General features: G+C 39.4%; 19 protein-coding genes and 1 pseudogene. 8 read left to right on the top strand and 12 right to left on the bottom strand.

The window, feature by feature from the left end:
• Positions 1 to 6 precede the first annotated feature (6 nt).
• Both CFY84_RS07825 and CFY84_RS07820 read left to right on the top strand, forming a co-directional pair.
• Positions 7 to 4,827: an RHS repeat-associated core domain-containing protein gene (locus CFY84_RS07825; RefSeq protein ID WP_143218775.1), complete on the top strand. Its 4,821-nt coding sequence runs from the start codon at positions 7 to 9 to the stop codon at positions 4,825 to 4,827.
• Complete coding sequence (locus CFY84_RS07820) at positions 4,817 to 5,179, top strand: hypothetical protein (RefSeq protein WP_088823657.1); 363 nt, start codon at positions 4,817 to 4,819, stop codon at positions 5,177 to 5,179. Before CFY84_RS07825 ends, CFY84_RS07820 begins: the two co-directional genes overlap by 11 nt.
• A 388-nt stretch (positions 5,180 to 5,567) precedes the next feature.
• Here the strand turns inward: CFY84_RS07820 and CFY84_RS07810 are convergent.
• The 9 genes and pseudogenes from CFY84_RS07810 to CFY84_RS07770 form a co-directional block, all read right to left on the bottom strand.
• Positions 5,568 to 6,184: pseudogene (locus CFY84_RS07810) on the bottom strand (LysE family translocator).
• Between the two features lie 210 nt (positions 6,185 to 6,394).
• Positions 6,395 to 8,236 carry a glutamine--fructose-6-phosphate transaminase (isomerizing) gene (glmS, locus tag CFY84_RS07805; protein WP_088823656.1) on the bottom strand — a complete coding sequence of 614 codons (1,842 nt, stop codon included), beginning with the start codon at positions 8,234 to 8,236 and terminating at the stop codon, positions 6,395 to 6,397.
• A 17-nt stretch (positions 8,237 to 8,253) separates the two neighbouring features.
• Positions 8,254 to 9,615 carry a bifunctional UDP-N-acetylglucosamine diphosphorylase/glucosamine-1-phosphate N-acetyltransferase GlmU gene (glmU, locus tag CFY84_RS07800; protein ID WP_088823655.1) on the bottom strand — a complete coding sequence of 454 codons (1,362 nt, stop codon included), beginning with the start codon at positions 9,613 to 9,615 and terminating at the stop codon, positions 8,254 to 8,256.
• A gap of 21 nt (positions 9,616 to 9,636) precedes the next feature.
• Positions 9,637 to 10,149: a phosphatidylglycerophosphatase A family protein gene (locus CFY84_RS07795; protein ID WP_088823654.1), complete on the bottom strand. Its 513-nt coding sequence runs from the start codon at positions 10,147 to 10,149 to the stop codon at positions 9,637 to 9,639.
• Positions 10,127 to 11,050, bottom strand: coding sequence for a thiamine-phosphate kinase (gene thiL, locus CFY84_RS07790; protein ID WP_088823653.1), 924 nt, complete (start codon positions 11,048 to 11,050; stop codon positions 10,127 to 10,129). Before thiL ends, CFY84_RS07795 begins: the two co-directional genes overlap by 23 nt.
• Before the next feature lie 13 nt (positions 11,051 to 11,063).
• Positions 11,064 to 11,507, bottom strand: a complete 444-nt coding sequence (gene nusB, locus CFY84_RS07785) for a transcription antitermination factor NusB (protein ID WP_088823652.1) — start codon at positions 11,505 to 11,507, stop codon at positions 11,064 to 11,066.
• Between the two features lie 3 nt (positions 11,508 to 11,510).
• The gene (gene ribH / locus CFY84_RS07780) at positions 11,511 to 11,981 is read right to left on the bottom strand and encodes a 6,7-dimethyl-8-ribityllumazine synthase (RefSeq protein WP_088823651.1); all 471 of its coding nucleotides are present in this window, start codon (positions 11,979 to 11,981) and stop codon (positions 11,511 to 11,513) included.
• Positions 11,982 to 11,992: 11 nt separating this feature from the next.
• A complete protein-coding gene (gene ribBA / locus CFY84_RS07775; RefSeq protein WP_088823650.1) occupies positions 11,993 to 13,114 on the bottom strand; it encodes a bifunctional 3,4-dihydroxy-2-butanone-4-phosphate synthase/GTP cyclohydrolase II in 1,122 nt (373 codons plus the stop codon).
• Between the two features lie 283 nt (positions 13,115 to 13,397).
• Positions 13,398 to 14,651 carry a hypothetical protein gene (locus CFY84_RS07770; protein WP_088823729.1) on the bottom strand — a complete coding sequence of 418 codons (1,254 nt, stop codon included), beginning with the start codon at positions 14,649 to 14,651 and terminating at the stop codon, positions 13,398 to 13,400.
• Positions 14,652 to 14,912: 261 nt separating this feature from the next.
• Between CFY84_RS07770 and serB the strand changes: the two genes are divergently transcribed.
• From serB to CFY84_RS07755, 3 genes are all read left to right on the top strand, one after another.
• On the top strand, positions 14,913 to 15,839 hold the full coding sequence (gene serB, locus CFY84_RS07765) for a phosphoserine phosphatase SerB (protein ID WP_088823649.1): 927 nt from the start codon (positions 14,913 to 14,915) through the stop codon (positions 15,837 to 15,839).
• Positions 15,840 to 16,242: 403 nt separating this feature from the next.
• Positions 16,243 to 16,560, top strand: coding sequence for an AciT family ciprofloxacin tolerance protein (gene aciT / locus CFY84_RS07760; RefSeq protein ID WP_088823648.1), 318 nt, complete (start codon positions 16,243 to 16,245; stop codon positions 16,558 to 16,560).
• A gap of 151 nt (positions 16,561 to 16,711) precedes the next feature.
• Entirely contained in the window at positions 16,712 to 17,191 is a 480-nt protein-coding gene (locus CFY84_RS07755) for an SCP-2 sterol transfer family protein (protein WP_088823728.1), read from the top strand.
• A gap of 10 nt (positions 17,192 to 17,201) precedes the next feature.
• Here CFY84_RS07755 and dtd read toward each other — a convergent pair whose 3' ends face one another.
• Positions 17,202 to 17,642 carry a D-aminoacyl-tRNA deacylase gene (gene dtd / locus CFY84_RS07750; RefSeq protein WP_088823647.1) on the bottom strand — a complete coding sequence of 147 codons (441 nt, stop codon included), beginning with the start codon at positions 17,640 to 17,642 and terminating at the stop codon, positions 17,202 to 17,204.
• Between the two features lie 140 nt (positions 17,643 to 17,782).
• Between dtd and pncB the strand changes: the two genes are divergently transcribed.
• The 3 genes from pncB (at position 17,783) to asd (ending at position 20,781) form a co-directional block, all read left to right on the top strand.
• A complete protein-coding gene (gene pncB / locus CFY84_RS07745) occupies positions 17,783 to 18,991 on the top strand; it encodes a nicotinate phosphoribosyltransferase (RefSeq protein WP_088823646.1) in 1,209 nt (402 codons plus the stop codon).
• 96 nt (positions 18,992 to 19,087) lie between these two features.
• Positions 19,088 to 19,936 carry a sulfurtransferase gene (locus CFY84_RS07740; protein ID WP_088823645.1) on the top strand — a complete coding sequence of 283 codons (849 nt, stop codon included), beginning with the start codon at positions 19,088 to 19,090 and terminating at the stop codon, positions 19,934 to 19,936.
• The gene (asd, locus tag CFY84_RS07735) at positions 19,933 to 20,781 is read left to right on the top strand and encodes an archaetidylserine decarboxylase (protein WP_088823644.1); all 849 of its coding nucleotides are present in this window, start codon (positions 19,933 to 19,935) and stop codon (positions 20,779 to 20,781) included. Before CFY84_RS07740 ends, asd begins: the two co-directional genes overlap by 4 nt.
• Before the next feature lie 53 nt (positions 20,782 to 20,834).
• Here the strand turns inward: asd and CFY84_RS07730 are convergent, their stop codons facing one another.
• Positions 20,835 to 21,176 carry a hypothetical protein gene (locus CFY84_RS07730; protein WP_088823643.1) on the bottom strand — a complete coding sequence of 114 codons (342 nt, stop codon included), beginning with the start codon at positions 21,174 to 21,176 and terminating at the stop codon, positions 20,835 to 20,837.
• Between the two features lie 20 nt (positions 21,177 to 21,196).
• Entirely contained in the window at positions 21,197 to 22,567 is a 1,371-nt protein-coding gene (phoR, locus tag CFY84_RS07725) for a phosphate regulon sensor histidine kinase PhoR (RefSeq protein ID WP_088823642.1), read from the bottom strand.
• Positions 22,568 to 22,583 lie beyond the last annotated feature (16 nt).

The following is a 22,583-nucleotide window of genomic DNA, read 5'->3' as shown; positions in this document are numbered from 1 at the left end:
CCTTCCGTGTCAGAATCAGTGGTTAAACCTTTAACAGAGCTTGTACCTGAAGATATCGATCGAGTCCGTAAAGAAATAGATCAATGGTTGTTAGATCATACTTATCAAGTGATTGGTATTGATGTCTTGATCCGATTTTTGTCTATGTTGCCGATTTCAGGCAGTATCATGGCAGCGGTAGATGTGGTCTCGGATATTATTCAATTGGTGGATAAAGGAACAGAAAAAGCAGATATCTTAGATTACAGTAATTTGGCAATTGATGTCATTGGTATCATTCCAGTGCCTGCAACAGCTGCCATTCGAGTAACAGCACGTCCAGCATTGGCACTCGTTCGCCAAGAAATGCTAAGGGGTGGTAAGAGTGGGTTAAGTGCTGCCATAGTCACCGTGATTGCGAATCATATTAATGAACGTGTGGCAGGAGATATCGAAAAGTTTTGTACTTCAGGTCTTGCAGAAATAGGTCCTATTTTAAGTACATCCGGTCAGACAGTTCAGACAATTACTGACACTACACATGGCGGGATTGTTCGAGTTATTAACGAAGGTCAAGTTTTTAGTAATAGTGGCCGTAATGTCGACCGAGCAAAACAGCAATTTGATGGCGCAGTAGACGGCTTTGCTCAGGGTGATGCTAAACGTGTTGTACTCAATTTAAGTTATATGGTTCAAAACCTTGGCAAAGCATTAATTAAAAGCGAAGTAAATGCAACTGCTCAAGTCGCGACTCAACTGACATCCGCAGATGCGAAACAATCTGTACTTACTTTAGCGAATCAGTTTAAACGTTTGGGGATCACAGCCAATCAAAAAATTTCAGGGTTAAGTAACCCTAAAACAGAACAGAGTATTGCTTGGCTTTTACAGGTTTTACTTGATAGTGTTGTTTTACATAGAAAGAAAGCGGTTTCAACTTCTGTTGCAGCCAATAAAACAGCGAAAGCCGCGACCAATAAAAATACGCAGCCACTTGAAAAAATCAGTAAAGAAGTGCCTGCCAATCAAAATGCCAGTCGTTGTAAAAATGGCACATCAACAGGTACAGGTTGCTCAATTAGCTTTGCAAAAGGCACAGAAACCTTATTGCATCAAGATGCGCAAATCCATCCTTTATTTGCAGAACAACTGATTCGTTATTATTCGTCAGATCTGTACCAATACAATGATGGTATTTTTGGTGCTCGTTGGATCACGCCGTTTAATACGGCAATTATTCCTGCCACTGCATTTAATCCAGCCTTACCAAATGAGCTAACCCCTTTAAATGGATTTGAATATATTGGTTTAGATGGACGTGCAATTAAACTTCCAGAATTAGAACAAGGTGAAAGCCATTATGATGCTGTAGAAGGCTTTACCTATAGCTGCGTATCAGATGACTTAAAAGTAATTACTTTTGATTCGCTCAATCACCAAATTTATAAGCTAGATAAAACCAGTCAAAATTATCGTTTGGTTACGCTTGACCATGAGCATGGATTTACAGTTGGGCTACGCTATGATCATTTGATTGATGGTCAAACCTACTTATCAGATCTTGTTTTTAAACAAGGCGAAAGTATTCTTGCACAGGTAAATTTGCAGCTCAACACTGAGCGCAAAGTGGCGGCAGCATGGTTAATTCAAGACAATGAACCTGTACGCCAATTGGCAGCATACCGTTATGACGAATTTGGTAATTTAATCCAAGCAACTAATGAGTTTGCACAAAGCCATCATTATGCGTATCAGCATCATCTACTGACACGTTATACCGACCTGACAGGTCGTGGTATGAACATCGAATATGATGGCATATTGCCGACATCTAAGGCCGTTGCAGAATGGGCAGATGACCGTAGTTCAGCCAGCCAGCTGATTTGGGATCCAGATATTCGTAAAACCACCCTTCGTGATTTGGAAGGCAATCAAACCGAGCATTATTACGGTATTACAGGTTATACCTATCGCACTGTGTATCCTGATGGATTACAAGAATGGTTTTTCCGTGATGACCAAAAGAACATTATTAACCATATTGCTTTAGATGATTCAGAAACCAGTTATAGCTATGATGAGCGTGGTAATGTTTTAAGCATGACCCAGCCAGATGGAAAAATGCTGCATTATGCCTATGATGAGCAAAACCGTTTGGTGGGGCATGTTGATGCAGAAGATGGGCGTTGGCTTAAAGAATATGATGATCAAGGCAATTTAATTCGAGAGACCGACCCGCTCAAATCAGTTACGCAATATCGTTATAATGGGCTTGGTTTACCTGTCAGCATCCAAGATGCTAAAGGCGGTATTAAACAGCTACAATATGATGCACAAGGTAACTTGGTTCGTTATGTTGACTGTTCAGGTAAGGCCATGCAGTGGGAGTATGACGCACGTAACCGTGTGGTATGTGTCACCAATGCATTACGTGAGAAAGTCACTTATCATTATAGTGAGCCAAGCAATGAGCCACGTCAGCCGATTGCAGCCAATTTACCTTTAAATGCGCTCGGGCAATTAGAAAAAATAACCTATCCAAATGGCAGCGAAGAGCATTATATTCATGATGCTGAAGGACGTTTGCTTGTACATATTGATGCTAATACACAACAAACCTCATATGCTTATGATCAAGCCGGGTTAATTACTCAGCGTACAGATGCAATGGGGCAAACCCTCAAATATACATGGGATCGTTTAAGCCGTTTAACTTGTTTGACTAATGAAAATGGCGCACGGTATCAGTTTAAATACGATGTTATGGGGCGGTTACTTGAAGAAGTAGACTTTGACGGTAAATGTAAAACCTACCATTATGAACAAAGCACAGGTCAACTAACAACCAGTGTTGAAGTGGCGAAACGTTATGGTCAAACCCATGACAGCCTTGCAGTAAAAGATCGTATTCAGCATTTTGTATTTGACAGTATGGGACGCCTTGAACAGCGTACAGCAGGCTATGGACATATTGGTCATGAGCTAGAACATCAGCAAACTGAAGAGTTTGCATATGATGGTCGTGGTCAGCTCATTAAAGCCAAAAACCAACACAGTGAAATACAATGGATTTATGATGCGATTGGGAACTTAACCCGTGAACATCAACATGATCTGACCACAAAGCAAACAGCAGTGTGGCAGCATATGTATGATGAAATTCATGATCGGGTGAAAACTATTCGTCCAGATGGACAAACCTTAAGCCACATGACTTATGGTACAGGACATGTTTATGGTCTTGCCATCAATGGTGATGACTTAGTCAGCTTTGAACGTGATGACTTACACCGTGAAACATTACGTCATTATGCCAATGGCTTATCGCAAAGCCAACAATATGATGTGATGGGGCAGTTACAACAACAAACCATCCAAAACCATCATCAAAGTGGCTATAACAACAGCACATCAAGCCCACAAAATAATGCGATACAGCACAGCAAGGATTTAATTGAGCGGGTATATCAATATGACCGTACAGGACAACTGACACAAATTAAAGACAGCCGCCGAGGCACGTTAAATTACCGTTATGACCCTGTAGGTCGTTTGCTTGAAGCAACTAGTTCACTTGGTCGAGAAACCTTTGCATTTGACCCTGCAAGTAATTTACTTGATCCACGAGCTGCAACATCTCAAACCCAAACGCATTCGAGTAAGCGATCCACCCATTTGATCAACAATGTTGTTCAAGATTATTTAGATTCAAAATATGAATATGATGCTTATGGTCAACTGATTCAGCACAACACGACAGGTAAACAAGGACAGCTGAATTTAAGATGGGATGTATTTGGGCGATTAATTGAAAGTCGTAATGCACAATATACCGCAAGCTATCGTTATGACGCACTTGGGCGACGGATTGCTAAAGAGGCTAAAAAGCAAGCCGGCAGTAGCATACGCACGATTTATGGTTGGGATGGTGAGGCCTTAGCCTATGAGTCTGCAGAACAACACACGCGTCACTATGTGTATGAAAAAGACAGCTTCATTCCATTGTTGCAAATCAACTATGATCAAGCGATTACACTCCATACCACGCCGCAACTCGCTCAAAACGAAACATATAGTATTCACAAAGACCCATTGTGGAATACAAAGCAACATGCAGTGACCACAAGTCAAATTTATTATTACCACTGTGATCATTTAGGCACACCGCAAGAGCTGAGTAATGCCAAGGCACACATTGTTTGGCAAGCAGCATATAAAGCATGGGGTGAGTTAAAAGGTCCTTCAGTCCAACAGTTGTTTGAGAATAGTGAGATTGTCACCAACAACTTACGCTTTCAAGGGCAATACTTTGATGTTGAGACCGGGTTGCATTACAACCGACATCGCTATTACTCTTCAGAGATTGGTCGTTTTATCAGTAAAGACCCGATTGGCCTATCAGGCGGATTGAATGTATATGCCTATGCCCCGAACCCTGTGGGGTGGGTGGATCCATTAGGGTTGAATACAAGGTTAGGTTCTGGTGCAAAAAGTGCGAAGGATGCTGCAGATATAGCCTTGAGCTCAGGAAAAAATAAAGGAGCGGCGGCTGAGTTAAAAGTAAACGGAAAAATCTATACTGGTGTAAGTGGGAGTATTGGAAAAACTCATCCAAAAGTACAGCAAGCTCTGGATAATGTACCATCTATGCAAAGAGAAAAATGGCATGGGTATTGTGGTGAAATATCTTGTGCTAATCAAGCATTAGAAGAACATGAATCTATAATTGGTTCCAAAAGTTTAGCAGTTAATATTGGTGAATCTGGTAAAGGACATGGGACATTAAAAAAGACTTGTCGCTCATGTCAGTCTGTTCTTAACCAACTAGGAGTTAAATATGATTATTGAAGATTATTTTAAAATATTTGAAGTTCTAAAGTTACGCAAAAATAATATTAACTTAAAGGCTTTAGATTTTTTGAGTAGATATACGACTATAGATTATATACAAGATTTCTTTAATGAAATTAATTTAATAGTAAAAAAAAATATGAGTGAAGAAGAGTTATTAAAAGTTTTTAATAACCTCAATGAAAAAAACTGGGATCAGATTGATAAAAATATACAAAAGGATACAACCTATTATTTTTTTTTAAGGATTAAAGTTTTTATCTTAACTTTAGAGTTTGATAGTGATTTAAATGAGGATGAAGAATGGTTAATATTTTTTCAAGAACAATTTATTAATAGTTTATTGTAAATGCTAAAGTGTATTGTATATAGAGTAAACGCTCTTGACACGTTATATCATGTGCTGAAGGACGCTTACTCGTTCATATCGATGCCAATGCACAACAAACCTCATATGCTTATGATCAAGCCGGGTTAATTACTCAGCGTATAGTAGGCTATGGACATATTGGTCATGAGCTAGAACATCAGCAAACAGAAGAGTTTGCATATGATGATCGTAGTCAGCTCATTAAAGGTAAAAACCAACACAGTGAAATACAATGGATTTATGATGCGATTGGGAACTTAACCCGTGAACATCAACATGATCTGACCACAAAGCAAATAGCAGTAAATCCATAGTTGAAAATCTATAAGCGTAGGAAAAATTAAATATTTTAGAGTGAATAAATAATTTAGACAAAATATTGAACAGACATATAAATACCATAAGCTGCAATACAGATTAATAGTAATGCACAGCTGGCTAAAAGTTTAGGGTAAATTTTACTTTTTGAAATGGTATGGAACATTTTATAAACTATAGAGAGCGTTATGAAATCAAGCACAATCCAAACAATCACTAAAATAGATAAACTGATATTAATACTATGATGAATACCAATAAATTGCGGAAAAAAGAAGAGAAAAATATAATATCTTTGGGATTAGAAATACCTACTAAAAAGCCTTTTTTAAACCCGCCATTTGCCGTTGTTATTGGTGTCATACTTGCAGTATGGGTTTGTCTTGCTTCTTTGAGTAAAGCAATACCAATATATGCAATATAAAGCGAACCTAATAGTTTAATAATAATAAATACAAGTTCATTGATGCTGAGAATGCCTTTTAATACTGAAATAGATATAGCTATTAAAATTAATGAGGCAAAATTGGTTCCCAAAATAGTTTGTAATGCAGCACGATATCCATTTTTTAAACCTGCACTTGCAACCAACAGCATCACAGGTCCTGGCGTTGCAATCATGACTACAATGGTTAGAACATAAAGACCTAACTCCATAAAATTCATTCAGTGTATCCTTCACTTTTATATGTATTTTTAATGGTCTTAGAATTTATTTGATAGGTTTAGAATAGTATTGATTTAAAAAAATATATTAAGCACAAAAAATCTAAGATTTAATTATTATATTGATGGTGAGAGCATTTTAATCTCTCACCATCTGTACGAGAGTACTTTATTACTCTCATACACCATCAAGAATAGTTGTTTAAAGACTTATTCAACAGTCACTGACTTAGCCAAGTTTCTTGGTTGGTCAACATCTGTACCACGTAATACAGCCACATGATATGACAATAACTGCACAGGAATGCTATACACGATAGGTGCAAGCCATGCGCTGATATGCGGAATTTTCACAACATGCTGACGATCTTTTTCAACAATGCCACTGTTTTCATCCGCAAAAATAAACAGTTCGCCACCACGCGCTTGAACTTCTTCCATATTGGATTTCAGTTTATCAAGCATGCTGTCTTGAGGTGCTAAAATGACCACAGGCATGTCGTTATCAACGAGTGCCAATGGACCATGTTTCAGCTCACCCGCTGCATAACCTTCTGCATGGATGTATGAAATTTCTTTGAGCTTTAATGCCCCTTCAAGTGCAATTGGGTATAGCGTGCCACGACCTAAGAATAAGCAGTGTTGTTTTTCAACAAACAATTCAGATAAACGTAAAATTTCCTGATTGTGCTGTAAAGTCTCTGACAATACTTTTGGACAGTGCCATAAACCTTTGACAATACAGTCAATTTCAGCTTCATCTAAACGTTGCTTAGCCGTACCAATTTTTAAAATTAATAAGATCAGCGCAGCCAATTGTGTGGTAAATGCTTTGGTTGATGCCACACCAATTTCAGGTCCAGCCAAAGTCAATAAATGATAGTCTGTTTCACGTACCATTGATGATGTCGCGACATTACAGATCGCCATGGTTGTGATGTTTAAGTCTTTGGCTTTGGCACGCTTTTGTGTATCACGTAAAGCAGCCAATGAATCCGCAGTTTCACCTGATTGTGAAATACACAAATACAGAGTGCGATTCATAATCACAGGTGAGCGATAACGGAATTCACTTGCAATTTCAACTTGGCATGGTAAATCAATTAACTGTTCTGACCAATATTTCGCGATCATACCTGCATGGTAACTGGTACCACATGCAATAATTTGAATTTGATCAATGTTTGAGAAATCTTGTTCAGCATGACTTAAAAAGTCATCACGTAATCGATTGCCATTGAGTGCTTGTGAAATAGTTTGTTGTAATGCTTCTGGCTGCTCATAAATTTCTTTGAGCATGAAGTGTTTATACTCACCTTTTGATGCATGGCTAACAGCGGCATCAAGCTCTTTAATTGGACGTTCAATGCGGTTAGTGCCATGAGCAAAAATTTCAACGTTAGTACGTGTTAAACGTGCAATGTCGCCTTCTTCAAGGTAAATAAAACGATTGGTAATTGGGAGTAATGCCAATTGGTCAGAGCCAATGAAGTGCTCGCCAATCCCGACACCAATCACAAGCGGTGAGTTTTCACGTACTGCAATCAATTCATCAGGATAATCTGCATGAATCACACCTAAAGCAAATGCACCTTTTAAACGCGGTACAATCTGTTGTACTGCATCAAATAAAGTTGCCTGTGTTTTTAATGCTTCAGCAATTAAGTGCGCAACCACTTCAGTGTCTGTTTGTGAGCTGAACTGATAACCAAGCGCTTCTAATTCTGCTTTAATTTCCGCATAGTTTTCAATAATGCCGTTATGCACAATCGCTACTTTACCTGAAATATGCGGGTGTGCATTCACTTCACTAGGTTTACCATGTGTAGCCCAACGCGTATGCGCAATGCCAAGATTACCGCTTAGATTTTGTGTGCGTACAGCATCTTCTAAATTTACAACTTTACCAACACGGCGTTCACGTAAGACTTGCTGCTCATTAATGAGCGCTAGACCTGCTGAGTCATAACCACGGTATTCAAGGCGTTTTAAGCCTTCAATTAAAATTTCACTGATATTACGTTCTGCAACGCCACCAACAATGCCACACATATAATTTCCTTGTATTTTTATTGCGTCTTTTGAGGACGTTGATAGTTTGTTTTTTCCGTTTGTTGTGAACGTTCAAAAGCAAGCGTGTGTGCTTTAACATCACGGGTAATGACGGAGCCTGCACCTATAGTTGCATAAGTGCCGATATGAACAGGAGCAACAAGCGAAGAATTTGATCCAATAAATGCATAATGTTCAATTGTTGTTTTGTGTTTGTTGACGCCATCATAATTGCATGTGATGGTACCTGCACCAATATTACAGCCTTTGCCGATGTCTGCATCACCTAAATACGTGAAGTGATTGGCTTTAGATGCCTCTCCAATCTGTGTATTTTTTACTTCAACAAAGTTACCAATATGAACATCTGCTGCAAGTACACTGCCAGGTCTTAAACGTGCAAATGGTCCAATACGGTTATTTTTACCGACTTGAGCATGGTCAAATACACTATAGGGTTGGACTTGGGTATGTGCAGCAATACAGGTATTTTTTAAAATACTGCCTGCACCAATCACGACATGATCACCAATTTCACATTCACCTTCAATGATCACGTTGATGTCAATAAATACATCTTGTCCGACTTTGAGTGAACCACGTAAATCAAAACGCTCAGGATCTGCAAAAGCAACCCCTTGTTGCATGAGTTGTTTGGCTTGTTGACGTTGATATTCACGTTCAAGGGCAGCCAATTGAATACGATCATTTACACCTTCAACTTCAAATGCTTGTTCAGGCTGAATAGATGCTGTGCTTAATCCATCTTGAACGGCCATGGCAACAATGTCGGTTAAATAATATTCGCCTTGAACATTATGATTGGACAGTTTAGGTAGCCATTCATGCAGTTTCGCGTTGCTTACACAATAAATGCCAGTGTTAATTTCTTGAATTTGACGTTCTTCATCAGATGCATCTTTATGTTCAACAATGGCTTGAATCGCGCCATTTTTACGGACTATACGGCCATAACCTGTTGGATCAGCAACATTGAGTGTAATCATACCAATGCCTGATGTTGCTGTTGCGCGAACAAGTTGGTCTAAGGTCTTTTTGCTGACAAGTGGCACATCGCCATACAAAATTAATGAATAGCCATCTTGTGGTAAAACAGGCAATACCATTTGTACAGCATGTCCTGTACCCAATTGTTCTTTTTGTTCAACCCATTGGATGTCTTCTTGTTGGAATGCATCTTTGACGCGTTGGCCTTCATGGCCATAAATGGTGATGATTTGATGGGCTTGTAATGCTTTTGCTGTTTGGACAACATGACCAAGTAGGGGCTGTCCAGCCAAAGGTTGAAGTACCTTTGGAAGGCTTGAGCGCATGCGAGTACCTTTACCTGCAGCAAGAATAATAACAGTAGTTGACATAATAACCCTATTTCATTGGATTTAAACCAAAAAATAAATAATGATACACAGCGCTGCCCAAATTCCTGCCATCAGGTCATCAAGCATAATCCCTAATCCGCCTACCAATTTTTCATCTGCAATCGAAATTGGCCATGGTTTCCAAATATCGAATAATCGAAATAACAAAAATGCGATAATGACCCATTGTACCGTGACGATATTAAAATAGATTAAAGGCAACAGTGCAATGGATTGTCCTGCAAATTCATCCCAAACGATGCGTCCATCATCATGAACATTCATGAGTTTGGCACTGTGACCACAAATGTAAAAGCCAACCATTGACATGATGGTGATGAGTGCGAATGAAAGATAAAAACCGCACCATAACCAAAGTGGAATTAAAACAAGAATAAATAATGAGCCAAAGGTGCCAGGTGCTTTGGGCGCAAGTCCCGAACCAAGACCAACCCCTAAAAATAAAATGAAGCGATGGTAAAAAGAATATTGGGAAAACTGAATTTTTGATTTAGGCAAAATGTTGGTATCCACGTAGATCTAACATTTGCTTTTGTTGATGATGCATAAAATTCAAGCCTAATTTAGATTGAATTTGTCCAATCACAGTGAAAGCAGGAGATGTTGTCAATTGACATAATTTTTCATAGTGCTGAGGCGAAATGGTAAAGCATAATTCATAGTCATCACCGCCGGCTAAAGCATATTGCCATTGCTCAGTCAGTGGCAAGTCATGTAATGCTGAATCAATGGGTAAACTTTCAAGATAAATATCTGCACCCACATGAGATGCTTGTAAAATATGGCTTAAATCTTGGCAAAGCCCGTCTGAAATATCGATCATGCTTGATGCCAAAGACACCAATTGCTGGCCAAGTTCACAGCGTGGTGTTGGGTAGTCTAAGCGTTGTCTTAATGGGTGATTAGGATGTGCTAAAGCAAAAGCAGCATCGCCTAATTGGCCACTAACCACAATGTAGTCGCCAACCTGCGCCCCTGAGCGCGTAATGGCTTGACCAGATTCGACCCAGCCCATTGCAGTGACGGTGATGGTTAAATGCGGCCCTTGCGTGGTATCGCCACCAATTAAGTCAACTTGGTATGGCGCACAGCAGTCAAATAGCCCTTGGCAAAATGATTCGAGCCATTCATGGTCAATAGCGGGGAGGGTTAAAGCCAATAAAATACTATGTGGCTTAGCGCCCATTGCGGCAATGTCAGACAAATTGACCGCAACGCTTTTCCAGCCAATGGCATGTGCACTGGTATCGACTGGAAAATGGCGTCCAGACACTAATGTATCTGTACATACCACCAATTGCTGATGCAAAGGTGGTGAGATCAGAGCCGAATCATCACCAATGCCTAAGATGACATCTTGTTGCTGAACAATATTTTTTTTGAAATATCGATCAATAATTGAAAATTCGGCCATGAACTCGTCCGTTTTACGCTTGTTTTTCTGCTTGACGCAAATTCTGCGCTAAACGATCAAGTACACCATTGATGTACTTGTGACTGTCTGCACCACCAAAGTGTTTTGCCAATTCAATGGCTTCATCTAAAACCACGCGATATGGGATTTCAACATGATTGCGTAGCTCATATGCACCTAAACGTAAGGTTGCACGTTCTACACCATCAAGTAAATCTAAATCACGGTCTAAGACATCTGCCAACAATAGGTCAAGTGCTTGATGATCTGCAATCACTTCAGTGAGCAGTTCATGGTAGTAATTTAAGTCAACTTTGTGCATCGCATTTTCAGCACGGGTACGTGCTTCAATTTGATGGGCAGGGTTATGCGTCATTTGCCATTCATAAATCCCTTGTACAGCAAAGCGACGGGCTTTACGTTTTGCAGCATACGCTGCCTGTAATGTTTGTGACATCGATTAAATTGCCTTTAACAAGTTAACCATTTCAATGGCAGTTAAGGCAGCCTCGCTCCCTTTATTGCCCGCTTTTGTTCCTGAACGCTCAATAGCTTGTTCAATGCTGTCTGTGGTCAGTACACCATTGATAATAGGAAGGCCTGTATTTAAACCGACCACACCTAGCCCTTTTGCACATTCACCAGCAACAAACTCAAAATGAGGTGTACTGCCACGAATAACAGCACCCAGCGCGATAATGGCATCATAAGATGATGTTGCTGCCAATTTTTTAGCAACAACAGGAAGTTCCCATGCACCAGGTGCATGAACAACAGTAATATTCTCTTCCGCAACACCGTGACGTTTTAATGTGTCAATTGCACCTTCAAGCAAGTGCTCTACCACAAAACTGTTAAAACGTCCGACCAAAATTGCATAGCGACCTTCGCCAGCAAGATGCATTAAACCTTCAATACGGCGAATAGCCATAACAACCTCTATTATTTCTCAGTAGATGAGTCAGCAGAAATATATTCTACAACTTCTAAATTAAAGCCAGATAGTGCATTAAAGCGGAGTGGTGAGCTAAGCAGCTTCATTTTCTCCACCCCTAAATCACGTAAAATTTGCGCCCCAACACCTGTATTTTGGTATTGTTTTGACAAATCTGCATTTGATTTGGCAATTTTTGGCGTGGTTAAGGTATTTAATGCTTGACCTAAATCCAATAAATGTTTTTGACCAATCCACACAAAAATACCACGTTCGCTTTGGGCAATATATTGAAGGGCTTGATCTAAACTCCAAGCGGCTTCATTCGATTGCTTTTTCAGCTTAATTAAATCACGTGTTGGGTTAAAGCCATGAACGCGAACAGTGGTAATTCCATCTTTCGGCTCACCTTTCACTAATGCAAGATGAACTTCGGTGGTGCCATGTTCTTTATAGCGATATAACTCGAACACACCGTATTCAGTTTCAATGGTTTCTTGGCTTAAACGTTCAACCGTTTGCTCATTGGTCATGCGGTAATGAATCAGGTCAGCGATTGTACCAATTTTTAAGCCATGTTTCTCGGCAAATTTTTCTAAATCTGGTCGACGGGCCATTGTGCCATCATCATTAATGATTTCACAAATCACAGATGCAGGCTCTAAACCTGCTAAACGTGATAAATCTGAGCCTGCTTCTGTATGTCCTGCACGGTGTAAAACACCACCTGGTTGTGCCATCAACGGAAAGATATGACCTGGCTGTACAATATCGGCAGGCTTCGCATGCGGTGCAACAGCAGTTTGAATGGTATGCGCACGTTCAGCCGCAGAAATACCTGTGGTAATACCATCAACAGCTTCAATCGATAGGGTGAAGTTTGTGCCGTGTTGTGCGCCGTTTTGATCGACCATTAAAGGTAAATTTAATTGCTGACAGCGTGCTTTACTTAAAGTTAGACAAACAAGCCCTCGTGCATGGGTGATCATAAAGTTAATATCTGCTGCACGGACATGGGTTGCCGCCATCACAAGATCGCCTTCATTTTCACGGTCTTCGTCATCCATGAGAATGACCATTTTACCTGCACGAATATCTTCGATGAGTTCTTCTACGGTATTGAGTGACATCTGTTTCCCTGCACCCGTTTGCGTGTATTACGCAAAGCGCGTTAATTGTTTATTTTAAATCGATTCTGAGCCTGTTTAACCCTGTCTGTGCAGTGGTTCAACAAGCGGTGATGGCCATATATTTACAATAAAGTAAAATCATAACGATGAAAAGAGAAGAGATGTATTTGTCCGCATTATCACATGGCATCAAGATTGCAAATATTGTTGGAAAATTAGGCAATTTAATCTAAATACGATCAAAAAAAGCTCAAATATGAGCTTTTTTTGATTTAAAAATGATTTACTTCTTACTTTTTAATATATCTGTTCTGAGCTGTTGTGCGAGTTCAGCACATTCTGTATTCATGCCATTAATAAGAAATGAATGACGTGTAAGTACGTTATTTGGGTTAGGCAATGCCAACAAATGGTAAGAGTCTGTCGCACCGCGTAAAAGTTTATGATTAATATATACCGCGCTTTCTTTGGCACTTAACACAGGTGTTAAACGGCTTGCTGCTTGCTCTGCTTCAAGGTTCATTTCCGTCACGGCACTGGCAATGGCAGAGCGAGTTTGTAACACAAAACGTTTTTCTTCACGATAGCGTTTATACAATACTTCTGAGAGCAATTGAAACACCGAAGAAATCATCAATAAACATTCTGCAGCTTTATACGTTTCTGCTTGAATGGTGAGGGTGATTCCTTCTGCGCTGAAGTTGTCTTTTAAAACAAAGTCATCTTCAGCAAGGCGATAGTGCTTAGCACATAGCGCAATGCTTTTATTTAAAAACAGCTGACACAAGTTAAAGTAAGACAAAGCCACCGATTGGCTGACTGAGCTTAAAAGTTGTTTTGGATCATAAAACTGAATATTCAGTGCAATGGCTTTTTGATTCAGTTGAGCACTTGGTTCATGATCTGTGTCATTGACAGCAGCTTTAAGCACAGGTTTTGCTTGTTCAGGCAGGTTTTGGCTGAGTGTGGTCAGATTTTTTTCTTGTTCAAGTGCTAAGGTGAGTTCCTGAATTTCATTTTTCAAGGTCATTTCACGGTTCACACGCGCAAGGTATTCACTGCGGCTTGGACGTGCAATCACACGATAAGCAAGCCATAAAACCAAGTAAAGTACAAAAGATAAAACAATTGCTAGCCATTCAGTCCTTAGAATTTCACCAATGCTCGGTTTAATCAGTGTGACTTCAATACGACCAACTTTTTGATCGTTTTGTAATGCATCACGTGAAAATACCTCACCTGTTCGTGTTTGTTCCATTCCACTGGTTGCAAGCACTTGATTGCTGTTGTCTAAAATACGAATAGACGCAACACTTGGATTGGTTGCATAACGGTTTGCAATCAGTGCCAAAGAGACCGTATTGGGTGGATTCATTTCTTGCAAACTGTCCGCAATCATTTGGCTGGTCATGAGTTGACCTTGGCTCATACGGTTTTCTTGTAATTGATGTGTTGTTGCAACAACCAATAAAACTGTTTGTAATGCAAAACTTACAATCAGGAGGCTTGCAAAAAGCCCTTGTCTAGGTGCATTCAAAGTAAACATCCAAAGCAATATAGTTCATTTTTCGTGTTGATGGTTGGCAAAGTCAGACGTTGCAATGACAGAAGGTGAACTTCATCGTAACGAATGGCTGCATTACAGTACAAAACGCTGTTTTATACGCAATCTCAGCACAATTGACAATGCACGAGAACCTAAATTCAACATATTATTATTTATCTTAAAAAATAACCTTAACTTTAGCATAAGCGCAAGATAGTATTGTGCTATTGCAACCAATTAGTAACGTATAAAATGAATTCTAATCATAGTCCATCTATACAGCATGACTATACCGTCATCTTGTTGGCAAAAACAATTACAGCACATCATATTGAACGTGTAAAAGCAGAATTAGAACATGCAGGACTGATCGTTAACCAACAACAAACAGAAACCATTGAGCGTCATGGCTTACTGAGCGTGTTGCGTATAGATGTAACTTCTTCGCGTAGCTCACCCACTGAACTTGGAATCATTAGCTTAGCACTGGCTGATCAATATGAGCTTGATGTATTCATACAACCTCAAGTGCAGCGTAATATTTCGCATGGCTTAATTTGTTTTGATATGGATTCAACCTTAATTGGTCAAGAAGTGATTGATGAATTGGCGAAAGAGGCAGGAATTGGTGAGCAAGTAGCAGAAATTACTGAACGTGCCATGCAAGGCGAGCTCGACTTTCAGCAAAGCTTTCGTGCTCGTGTTGCATTGTTAAAAGGTTTAGATGCAAATGTATTGGCAAAAATTGCTGATCGCCTAACCATCAATGAAGGAGCGCAACATTTAATCACCACTTTAAAAGCACAAGGTTTTCATACCGCAATTTTTTCAGGTGGGTTTCAGTACTTTGCAGAGTTCTTACAGAAAAAACTCGGTATTGATGAAGTCCATGCCAACACCTTAGATATTCAAAATGGGGTTGTGACAGGGGAGGTTGTGGGGCAGATTGTTGATGCTGAACGTAAAGCTGAACTGTTAAATACTTTGGCGACACGTCTGAATTTAACCTTAGAACAAACCATCACAGTGGGTGATGGCGCAAATGATTTACCAATGCTGTCAGCAGCAGGAATTGGGGTGGCATATCACGCGAAGCCATTGGTTCGCTCACAAGCACAATATGCGATTTCGCATGTGGGGTTAGATGGCGTATTGGCATTGGTGTTGAATGAATTTTAAAACAACAGCAACAAATATGGCTTTTATATCGCCTAGTTATCACATTTCTGCATAAACTACTGTTCAGGGGAAAAACCGATAAAATTAAACCTTTTTTTTCATAAAATAATTATTTTATCGGTAAAAATTGGGTATTTATTTGTAATGACACGCGAAGCCATGAGTAGACTTCTATTGCTCAAAAAGCACCAAAACAAAAGTGTAATGACAAGTGATTATCGCGACAAAATGCGTCGTCTAAGGTGAAAAATCGACTATTGTTTTCCACATTTTTTGAATAATATGGAAACATCAATCAAGCAATACGCTGTACATGGAAGATGTGAAATGTATCGCTGATCTGTTTGGGATAATCGTTTATCGCATATGTCATTCACACAATGTGATTGATGGAGGTTGCATTATGTTAACAGTTAGTTTTGCGAGTGTTTTAGGGTTTAGCCTGATTCTGATTGCATTGATCGCTGTTTTCTTTTCACCATATCGTCATTGGCTTGGGTTTATGTTTGCTGGTATGGTGTTTTGGGGTGGAATTGAAATGCTCCGCTTTGGCGTGGAGTCTATTTTTCAATGGTCATTGCTTTATTCGTACTTGGCTGCAATCAGCGTGGTCATGCTTGGATTGCTCTTTGCTTTGTTACGGTTGGGCCGTTTAGAGCAACAACAGCTTGCGAATCGTCAATTAATTGAACACACACCAATTTATGATGATGAAAAATAACAACGCATCATAAGTATTTAAAGCGGCGTATTTCATATACGCCGCTTTTTCATTTAAAAAAAGTTACAAAGTATGACAGCTTGAGCTAGGAGATTGTTTGAGCTGTGATAGGATGTATCACGTTTTGAAAATGACAATAGGCGAAATGCAAATGAATCTTTCTGCGATTCCTGTCGTAAAATTACCTTTAGTGAATGTAAGTACCGATCCACTTGATTTAACCACTGTGGGGATGGTGTTACGCATGAAGCAATTGGCAAAAACAAGCCCAAAATTTATAGAGCTTGTACATGATCGTCAGTTGAAGATTCAAATTTGTGCTGAAAATGGTATGGCACGTCAAATTATCATTAATAAAGATAAAGTGGACAGTGAGCCTGGGTTAAACAAAGACGCTGACTTTACTTTAATTTTTAAAGACAGTGATTATGGCGTAAAAACCTTACTTAAAGGCGATCCGTCAGTATTCATCGCAGGCATCAAAGATGGTTCTATTAAAATTGATGGCGACCAAAGCATTTTAGTGTGGTTTAGCAAATTAATGCGTTTATTGCCACCAAAGCTACCTAAGAACGTTGAGCGCCAATTCAAACAAGCCAAATTATTTGTTCGTAAAAAATTAGGTAAATAAGCTGAAATAGCTAATTCACTTCAAGGTTAAACGTGACAGGTCCATCGTTGACCAAATGGACTTGCATGTCTGCTGCAAAAATTCCTGTTGCTACCACTTTATATTGAGATTGGGTATAGGTGACAAGTTGTTCATACAGCACTTTGGCATCTTGTGGTGGCATTGCTGGACCAAAATCAGGGCGTAAGCCTTTTTGCGTTTGCGCCATTAATGTGAACTGTGAAACCAATAACACACCGCCTTCGGCTTGAGCAACATTCCACCCCATTTTGCCTTGTTCATCATCAAAAATACGATACTTTAAAATCTTATCAACGAGTTTTTGAGCAGTTGCCAAGGTGTCACCTTGTGCAATACCAATAAATACAAGTAAGCCATGTTCAATTTCCCCGGTTATGCTGTCATCTACCACCACTTTGGCATGTTTGACACGTTGAATTAATGCACGCATAAATGATTTTCCCTTTTTTGAATAAATTACGTATTTGAAGTGTAAAAGACGACGATGGTCTATGCCTTTTCGCAAAAAATAGCCGCAGATTGCCTATAAAATATGGTTTAATGCGGCAAGCCATAAAAATATATCTTGTTATGCAACCAATTATTCACTCGCTCTTAGATACGGATTTATATAAGTTCACGATGCTACAAGTGGTATTGCATAAGTTCCCACAGACGCACAGTGTATATCAGTTCCGTTGTCGTAATTTGGAGCATACACGCTATCCTTTGACCGATATTTTAGAAGATTTAAACCATCAGCTTGACCTATTATGTCGATTAAAGTTTAAAAAAGAAGAATTACAATATTTAAGAAAATTGCGCTTTATTAAAAGTGACTTTGTCGATTATTTAGAACTGTTTCAGTTAAAACGCCGTTTTATTCATACAGGGATTGATGCTGAAGGCCGTTTAGATATTCATATTGAAGGCCCAATGATTCAAGCTTTAATGTTTGAAATCTATGTCCTTGCTATTGTGAATGAGTTGTATTTTAGCCGTTTAAATTCAGATGAAGTAATGCTTGAGGGTGAAAAACGCTTACAAGAAAAGCTTACCAAACTTAAAGAATATGAAAAGTTACAGCTTAAAGGTGATCCACCGTTTTTAATTGCAGACTTTGGTACACGACGCCGTTATAGCTATGCATGGCACCGCCATGTGGTACAAGAATTTAAATTGACAGCACCGACGTTGTTCCGTGGTACGAGTAATGTTTTGTTGGCGAAACAATTGGGCATGACACCGATTGGCACGATGGCACATGAGTTTTTACAAACCTTTCAAGCATTAGATGTCCGATTACGCGATTTCCAAAAAGCAGCACTTGAAGCATGGGTGCAAGAATACCGTGGTGACTTAGGGATTGCTTTAACCGATGTGGTGGGTATGGACGCATTTTTAGAAGATTTTGACTTATATTTTGCCAAGCTCTTTGATGGTCTGCGTCATGACAGCGGCGACCCGTATGAATGGGGCGATAAAGCCTATGCACATTACCAAGCATTAAAAATTAACAGTCAAACCAAAATGCTGACCTTTAGTGATGGTTTAAACTTAGAAACAGCATGGGATCTTTATCAATACTTTAAAGATCGTTTTCAGGTGAGCTTTGGTATTGGTACCAATTTGACCAATGATATGGGTATTACGCCGTTAAATATTGTGCTTAAATTGGTCGAATGTAATGGGCAATCCGTGGCTAAAATTTCAGACAGCCCAGGAAAAACCATGACTGACAATGACACCTTTTTGGCTTATTTACGTCAAGTATTTGATATTGATGAAGAGTCAATTTAAATTAAATTTCAATGAAAGCTTATGCAAAGTTGAGAAAAACAATTTTTTTCATCATGTTATGATTTGATGTAATAATAAACACAGAATCGACCCATTATGGCAATATCTGATTTGACTTCAAGTTTACTGATTGAGGCAGAAGACTTGGTTCCTTATTTAGGTCATCCTCAGTTACGAATCGTGGATTTGACCCGTGCGTCTGTTTATGAACAACTGCATATTCCACATGCAATTCATGTACAACCAAAGCAGTTGGTGAAACAACAAGAATTAGCATCGGGCTTATTACCTGATCATGAAAAACTACAGCAGCTCATTGCTGCTTTGGGGTTATCACCTGAGCATCATGTGGTGGCATATGATGATGAAGGCGGTGCATGGGCAAGCCGTTTTTTATGGAATTTACATTGTATTGGCTTTCACCAAACCAGCTTATTAAATGGTGGAATTCATGCATGGCTAGGTGCAGGCTTGCCAACAACCACTGAAAAAGAGCCTATTGAACCGGTCAGTCATTTTTTTCCTGTACCTGAAAAAATTTTAAGCCAATATCAAATTTCATATCATGATGTATTGCAATTGGTTGAAAAAAAAGAAGTTCAGATTTGGGATTGTCGTACATTTGATGAATATACAGGGCAACGTTTAGCAGCACGCCGAGGCGGTCATATGCCAAATGCGTTAAACTATGAGTGGAGTCGTGCATTAAATCGTGAAAATCATTTAAAATTGCACGAACTAGAGTATATTCAACACAGTTTACAGCAAACAGGTTTTGATTTAGCACAACCTGTCGTTGTGTATTGCCAGTCTCATCATCGGTCGGGTCTTGCTTATATGGTGGGACGTTTACTCAATTGGAATATTCGAGCATACGATGGCGCGTGGAGTGAGTGGGGCAATATGCCAAGCAGTCCAATAGTTACAGGAGAGAAGCCACTTTGAGCCTCGCATCATTAAAGAAAAAAGCTTTTTTACAGATTCAACGTGTTGTACCACAACATCAGTTAAGCCGTGTCGTGGGGAAAGTTGCAGCAAGTGAACATCCTGTGGTCAAAAATTTTGCCATTCAAGCATTCAAAGCAAAGTATGGGATTGATTTGTCGATTGCAGAACAAACAAACGCGTTAAAGTATAAATCATTTAATGAGTTTTTTACTCGCTCATTAAAGTCTGACATACGTCCGATTGACCAAGATGCAGCGCATGTTGTAAGCCCTGCAGATGGTGTTGTGTCACAAATTGGTGATATTGTTGATGGTGATATTTTTCAAGCAAAAGGCCAAAAATTCACTGCAGAACAGCTTGTGGGTGACCCACAATTGGCAGCACCTTTCAAACAAGGTGCGTTTGCAACCATTTACTTGTCTCCAAAAGATTATCACCGTGTTCATATGCCACTTGCAGGCACATTAACTGAAACTTTATATGTGCCAGGCGAGCTTTTCTCCGTGAACCAAGTGACTGCAGAAAATGTCACCGGTTTATTTGCACGTAATGAGCGTATGGTGTGTTTATTTGATACCGATGTCGGTCGTATGGCTGTGGTTTTGGTTGGTGCAATGATTGTTGCAGGCATCGAAACAGTGGCAACGGGTAAGGTTAAGCCTACAGGTCGTTTAGAGCTTGAAAAGCATGAATTGGCATTAAATAAAGGCGATGAGCTTGGGCGTTTTTATTTGGGTTCAACAGCCATTGTTTTATTTGAAGACCAAAAAGTATCTTGGGACGCTGCATTTAGCGCAGGATCTGCTGTGGTCATGGGTAAAAAGCTAGGTCAAGTCCTTTAAGCCTGATGATATAGCCATAAAAAAACGCGATACATTGATCGCGTTTTTTTGACTTATTTTTTTAATAAATCATCACATTTGATGTAATCGCTTTTTGCAATGGTTTTTTGTTCGTTAGACAATGCCAAATAATCTTGAATGACTTCATGCACAAAATCAGGGTAAACTTTAGGTTTGTGATAGGCATAGTCAGGCACGCTATAATCAATAATGTTTTTGACACGACCAAAACTCTGCTCATTGTCAGCGCTAATATCATGATGTTGAATGATGTAACACAATGCTGCACGATGATAAGTTTTTTCTTCTTCTGATGGCTTTGTAATTAATAAATATATGCCAACAGTGATCAGCAGAAAAAGTAGTCCTATTACAAAATATGTTTTTTTAATCATGAGTTAAGATAGTTTAACCTTCATGGAGTTTCACTTTGACAAAGGCGATCTTTAGGGAAAATGGCTTTAAAACAAGAGCCTTTATTCGCTTCAGATTCAATTTCTAAGTGAGCATTATGTTGCATTAGTACATGCTTAACAATGGCAAGACCGAGCCCTGTACCGCCTGTATGACGGCTACGTGCAGAATCGACACGATAGAAACGTTCAGTCAAACGTGGCAGATGTTTTAAATCAATGCCAATGCCGTTATCTTGCACAGTAAAATACCCGTTTTCTTGGTCATCATGCCAACCAATCGTAATTGCACCACTACCGCCACGTGGAGTGTACTTAATGGCATTGGTAATTAAGTTGCCAAAGGCACTAGCAAGCTCAGTATCTGAACCAATTAAATCGCAATGGCTGTCTATGTCTAAGTTAAGCATATGACCATAGTCTGTATTATACGCTTGCGCATCATCAAAAAGTTGTGTCATGAGGCTTGGCATATCAACAATTTGGTTTTTTGCAACTTGTCGATCATTTTCTAAGCGTGATAAGAGCAATAAATCATTCACTAATGCATTCATACGGCGCGTTTGTGATTGCATTTGATCAAATGCACGCTTCCATCTTGGGTTAAAGTCATCTTGATCTGTGAAAGTTTCTAAATAGCCGCTCAACACAGTAAGTGGTGTACGTAACTCATGCGAAATATTGTCAACGAAGTCTTTACGCATTTGCTCGAGGTTATGAACACGTGTGACATCATATGCAACCAATAAACGGCTTTCCATTCCAAAGCGTGTCAACTTAATTTGAACATGGTGATCTTCATAGACGGATGAATTGAGCTTAACGCCATCAGGATATTGTTCCATATTGTGAAAATAGTCGACAAAACTAGGCTGGCGTAAAATACCTAAAATATTACGGCCTTTATCTTGCTGATTAATATTCAGTAGGCGTTCAGCAGCAGCATTCCACCATTCAATTTGGTGTAATTCATCCGTTAATACCACCGCTTCACCCAAGGCAAAGAGTGATTCTTGCGCACGCGCAATCAAGCCCACCATATCAGCTTGTACAATGCGTTCTTGGCGCTGCGCACGATAAATATTAAATAATAGAGCACCCCAAATGCCATTTAAATTGGGTGGGGCATCATAAGAGCGGTGGGAAATCCATTGATTGACCACATAAAGCGCATAAAAATGAAACGAAATAAAAATTGTAAAGCCAATGCTTAAACATAAAATGAGATGATTGATCCCAAGACCGATGAGACCTGTAATCAGCAAAATAAAAAAAAGGACTTTAATATCGTATTTTGCATATTCCCATAGGCTGCTATAACGATATTTTTGCTGTTCAGGCTTCACTTGCGGCGTTGGGTACGGTTCATACATAATTCATTTAATCTGG

It is taken from the genome of Acinetobacter apis (assembly GCF_900197575.1).
Lineage (GTDB): Bacteria > Pseudomonadota > Gammaproteobacteria > Pseudomonadales > Moraxellaceae > Acinetobacter > Acinetobacter apis.
This window is presented reverse-complemented; position numbering and strand designations above follow the sequence as displayed.

Excerpts from the sequence above, each read along its gene's own strand:
- CFY84_RS07820 (WP_088823657.1), top strand. The coding sequence starts at position 4,817 with ATGATTATTGAAGATTATTTTAAAATATTTGAAGTTCTAAAGTTACGC.
- glmS (WP_088823656.1), bottom strand. The coding sequence starts at position 8,236 with ATGTGTGGCATTGTTGGTGGCGTTGCAGAACGTAATATCAGTGAAATT.
- glmU (WP_088823655.1), bottom strand. The coding sequence starts at position 9,615 with ATGTCAACTACTGTTATTATTCTTGCTGCAGGTAAAGGTACTCGCATG.
- thiL (WP_088823653.1), bottom strand. The coding sequence starts at position 11,050 with ATGGCCGAATTTTCAATTATTGATCGATATTTCAAAAAAAATATTGTT.
- nusB (WP_088823652.1), bottom strand. The coding sequence starts at position 11,507 with ATGTCACAAACATTACAGGCAGCGTATGCTGCAAAACGTAAAGCCCGT.
- ribH (WP_088823651.1), bottom strand. The coding sequence starts at position 11,981 with ATGGCTATTCGCCGTATTGAAGGTTTAATGCATCTTGCTGGCGAAGGT.
- ribBA (WP_088823650.1), bottom strand. The coding sequence starts at position 13,114 with ATGTCACTCAATACCGTAGAAGAACTCATCGAAGATATTCGTGCAGGT.
- serB (WP_088823649.1), top strand. The coding sequence starts at position 14,913 with ATGAATTCTAATCATAGTCCATCTATACAGCATGACTATACCGTCATC.
- aciT (WP_088823648.1), top strand. The coding sequence starts at position 16,243 with ATGTTAACAGTTAGTTTTGCGAGTGTTTTAGGGTTTAGCCTGATTCTG.
- CFY84_RS07755 (WP_088823728.1), top strand. The coding sequence starts at position 16,712 with ATGAATCTTTCTGCGATTCCTGTCGTAAAATTACCTTTAGTGAATGTA.
- dtd (WP_088823647.1), bottom strand. The coding sequence starts at position 17,642 with ATGCGTGCATTAATTCAACGTGTCAAACATGCCAAAGTGGTGGTAGAT.
- pncB (WP_088823646.1), top strand. The coding sequence starts at position 17,783 with ATGCAACCAATTATTCACTCGCTCTTAGATACGGATTTATATAAGTTC.
- CFY84_RS07740 (WP_088823645.1), top strand. The coding sequence starts at position 19,088 with ATGGCAATATCTGATTTGACTTCAAGTTTACTGATTGAGGCAGAAGAC.
- CFY84_RS07730 (WP_088823643.1), bottom strand. The coding sequence starts at position 21,176 with ATGATTAAAAAAACATATTTTGTAATAGGACTACTTTTTCTGCTGATC.
- phoR (WP_088823642.1), bottom strand. The coding sequence starts at position 22,567 with ATGTATGAACCGTACCCAACGCCGCAAGTGAAGCCTGAACAGCAAAAA.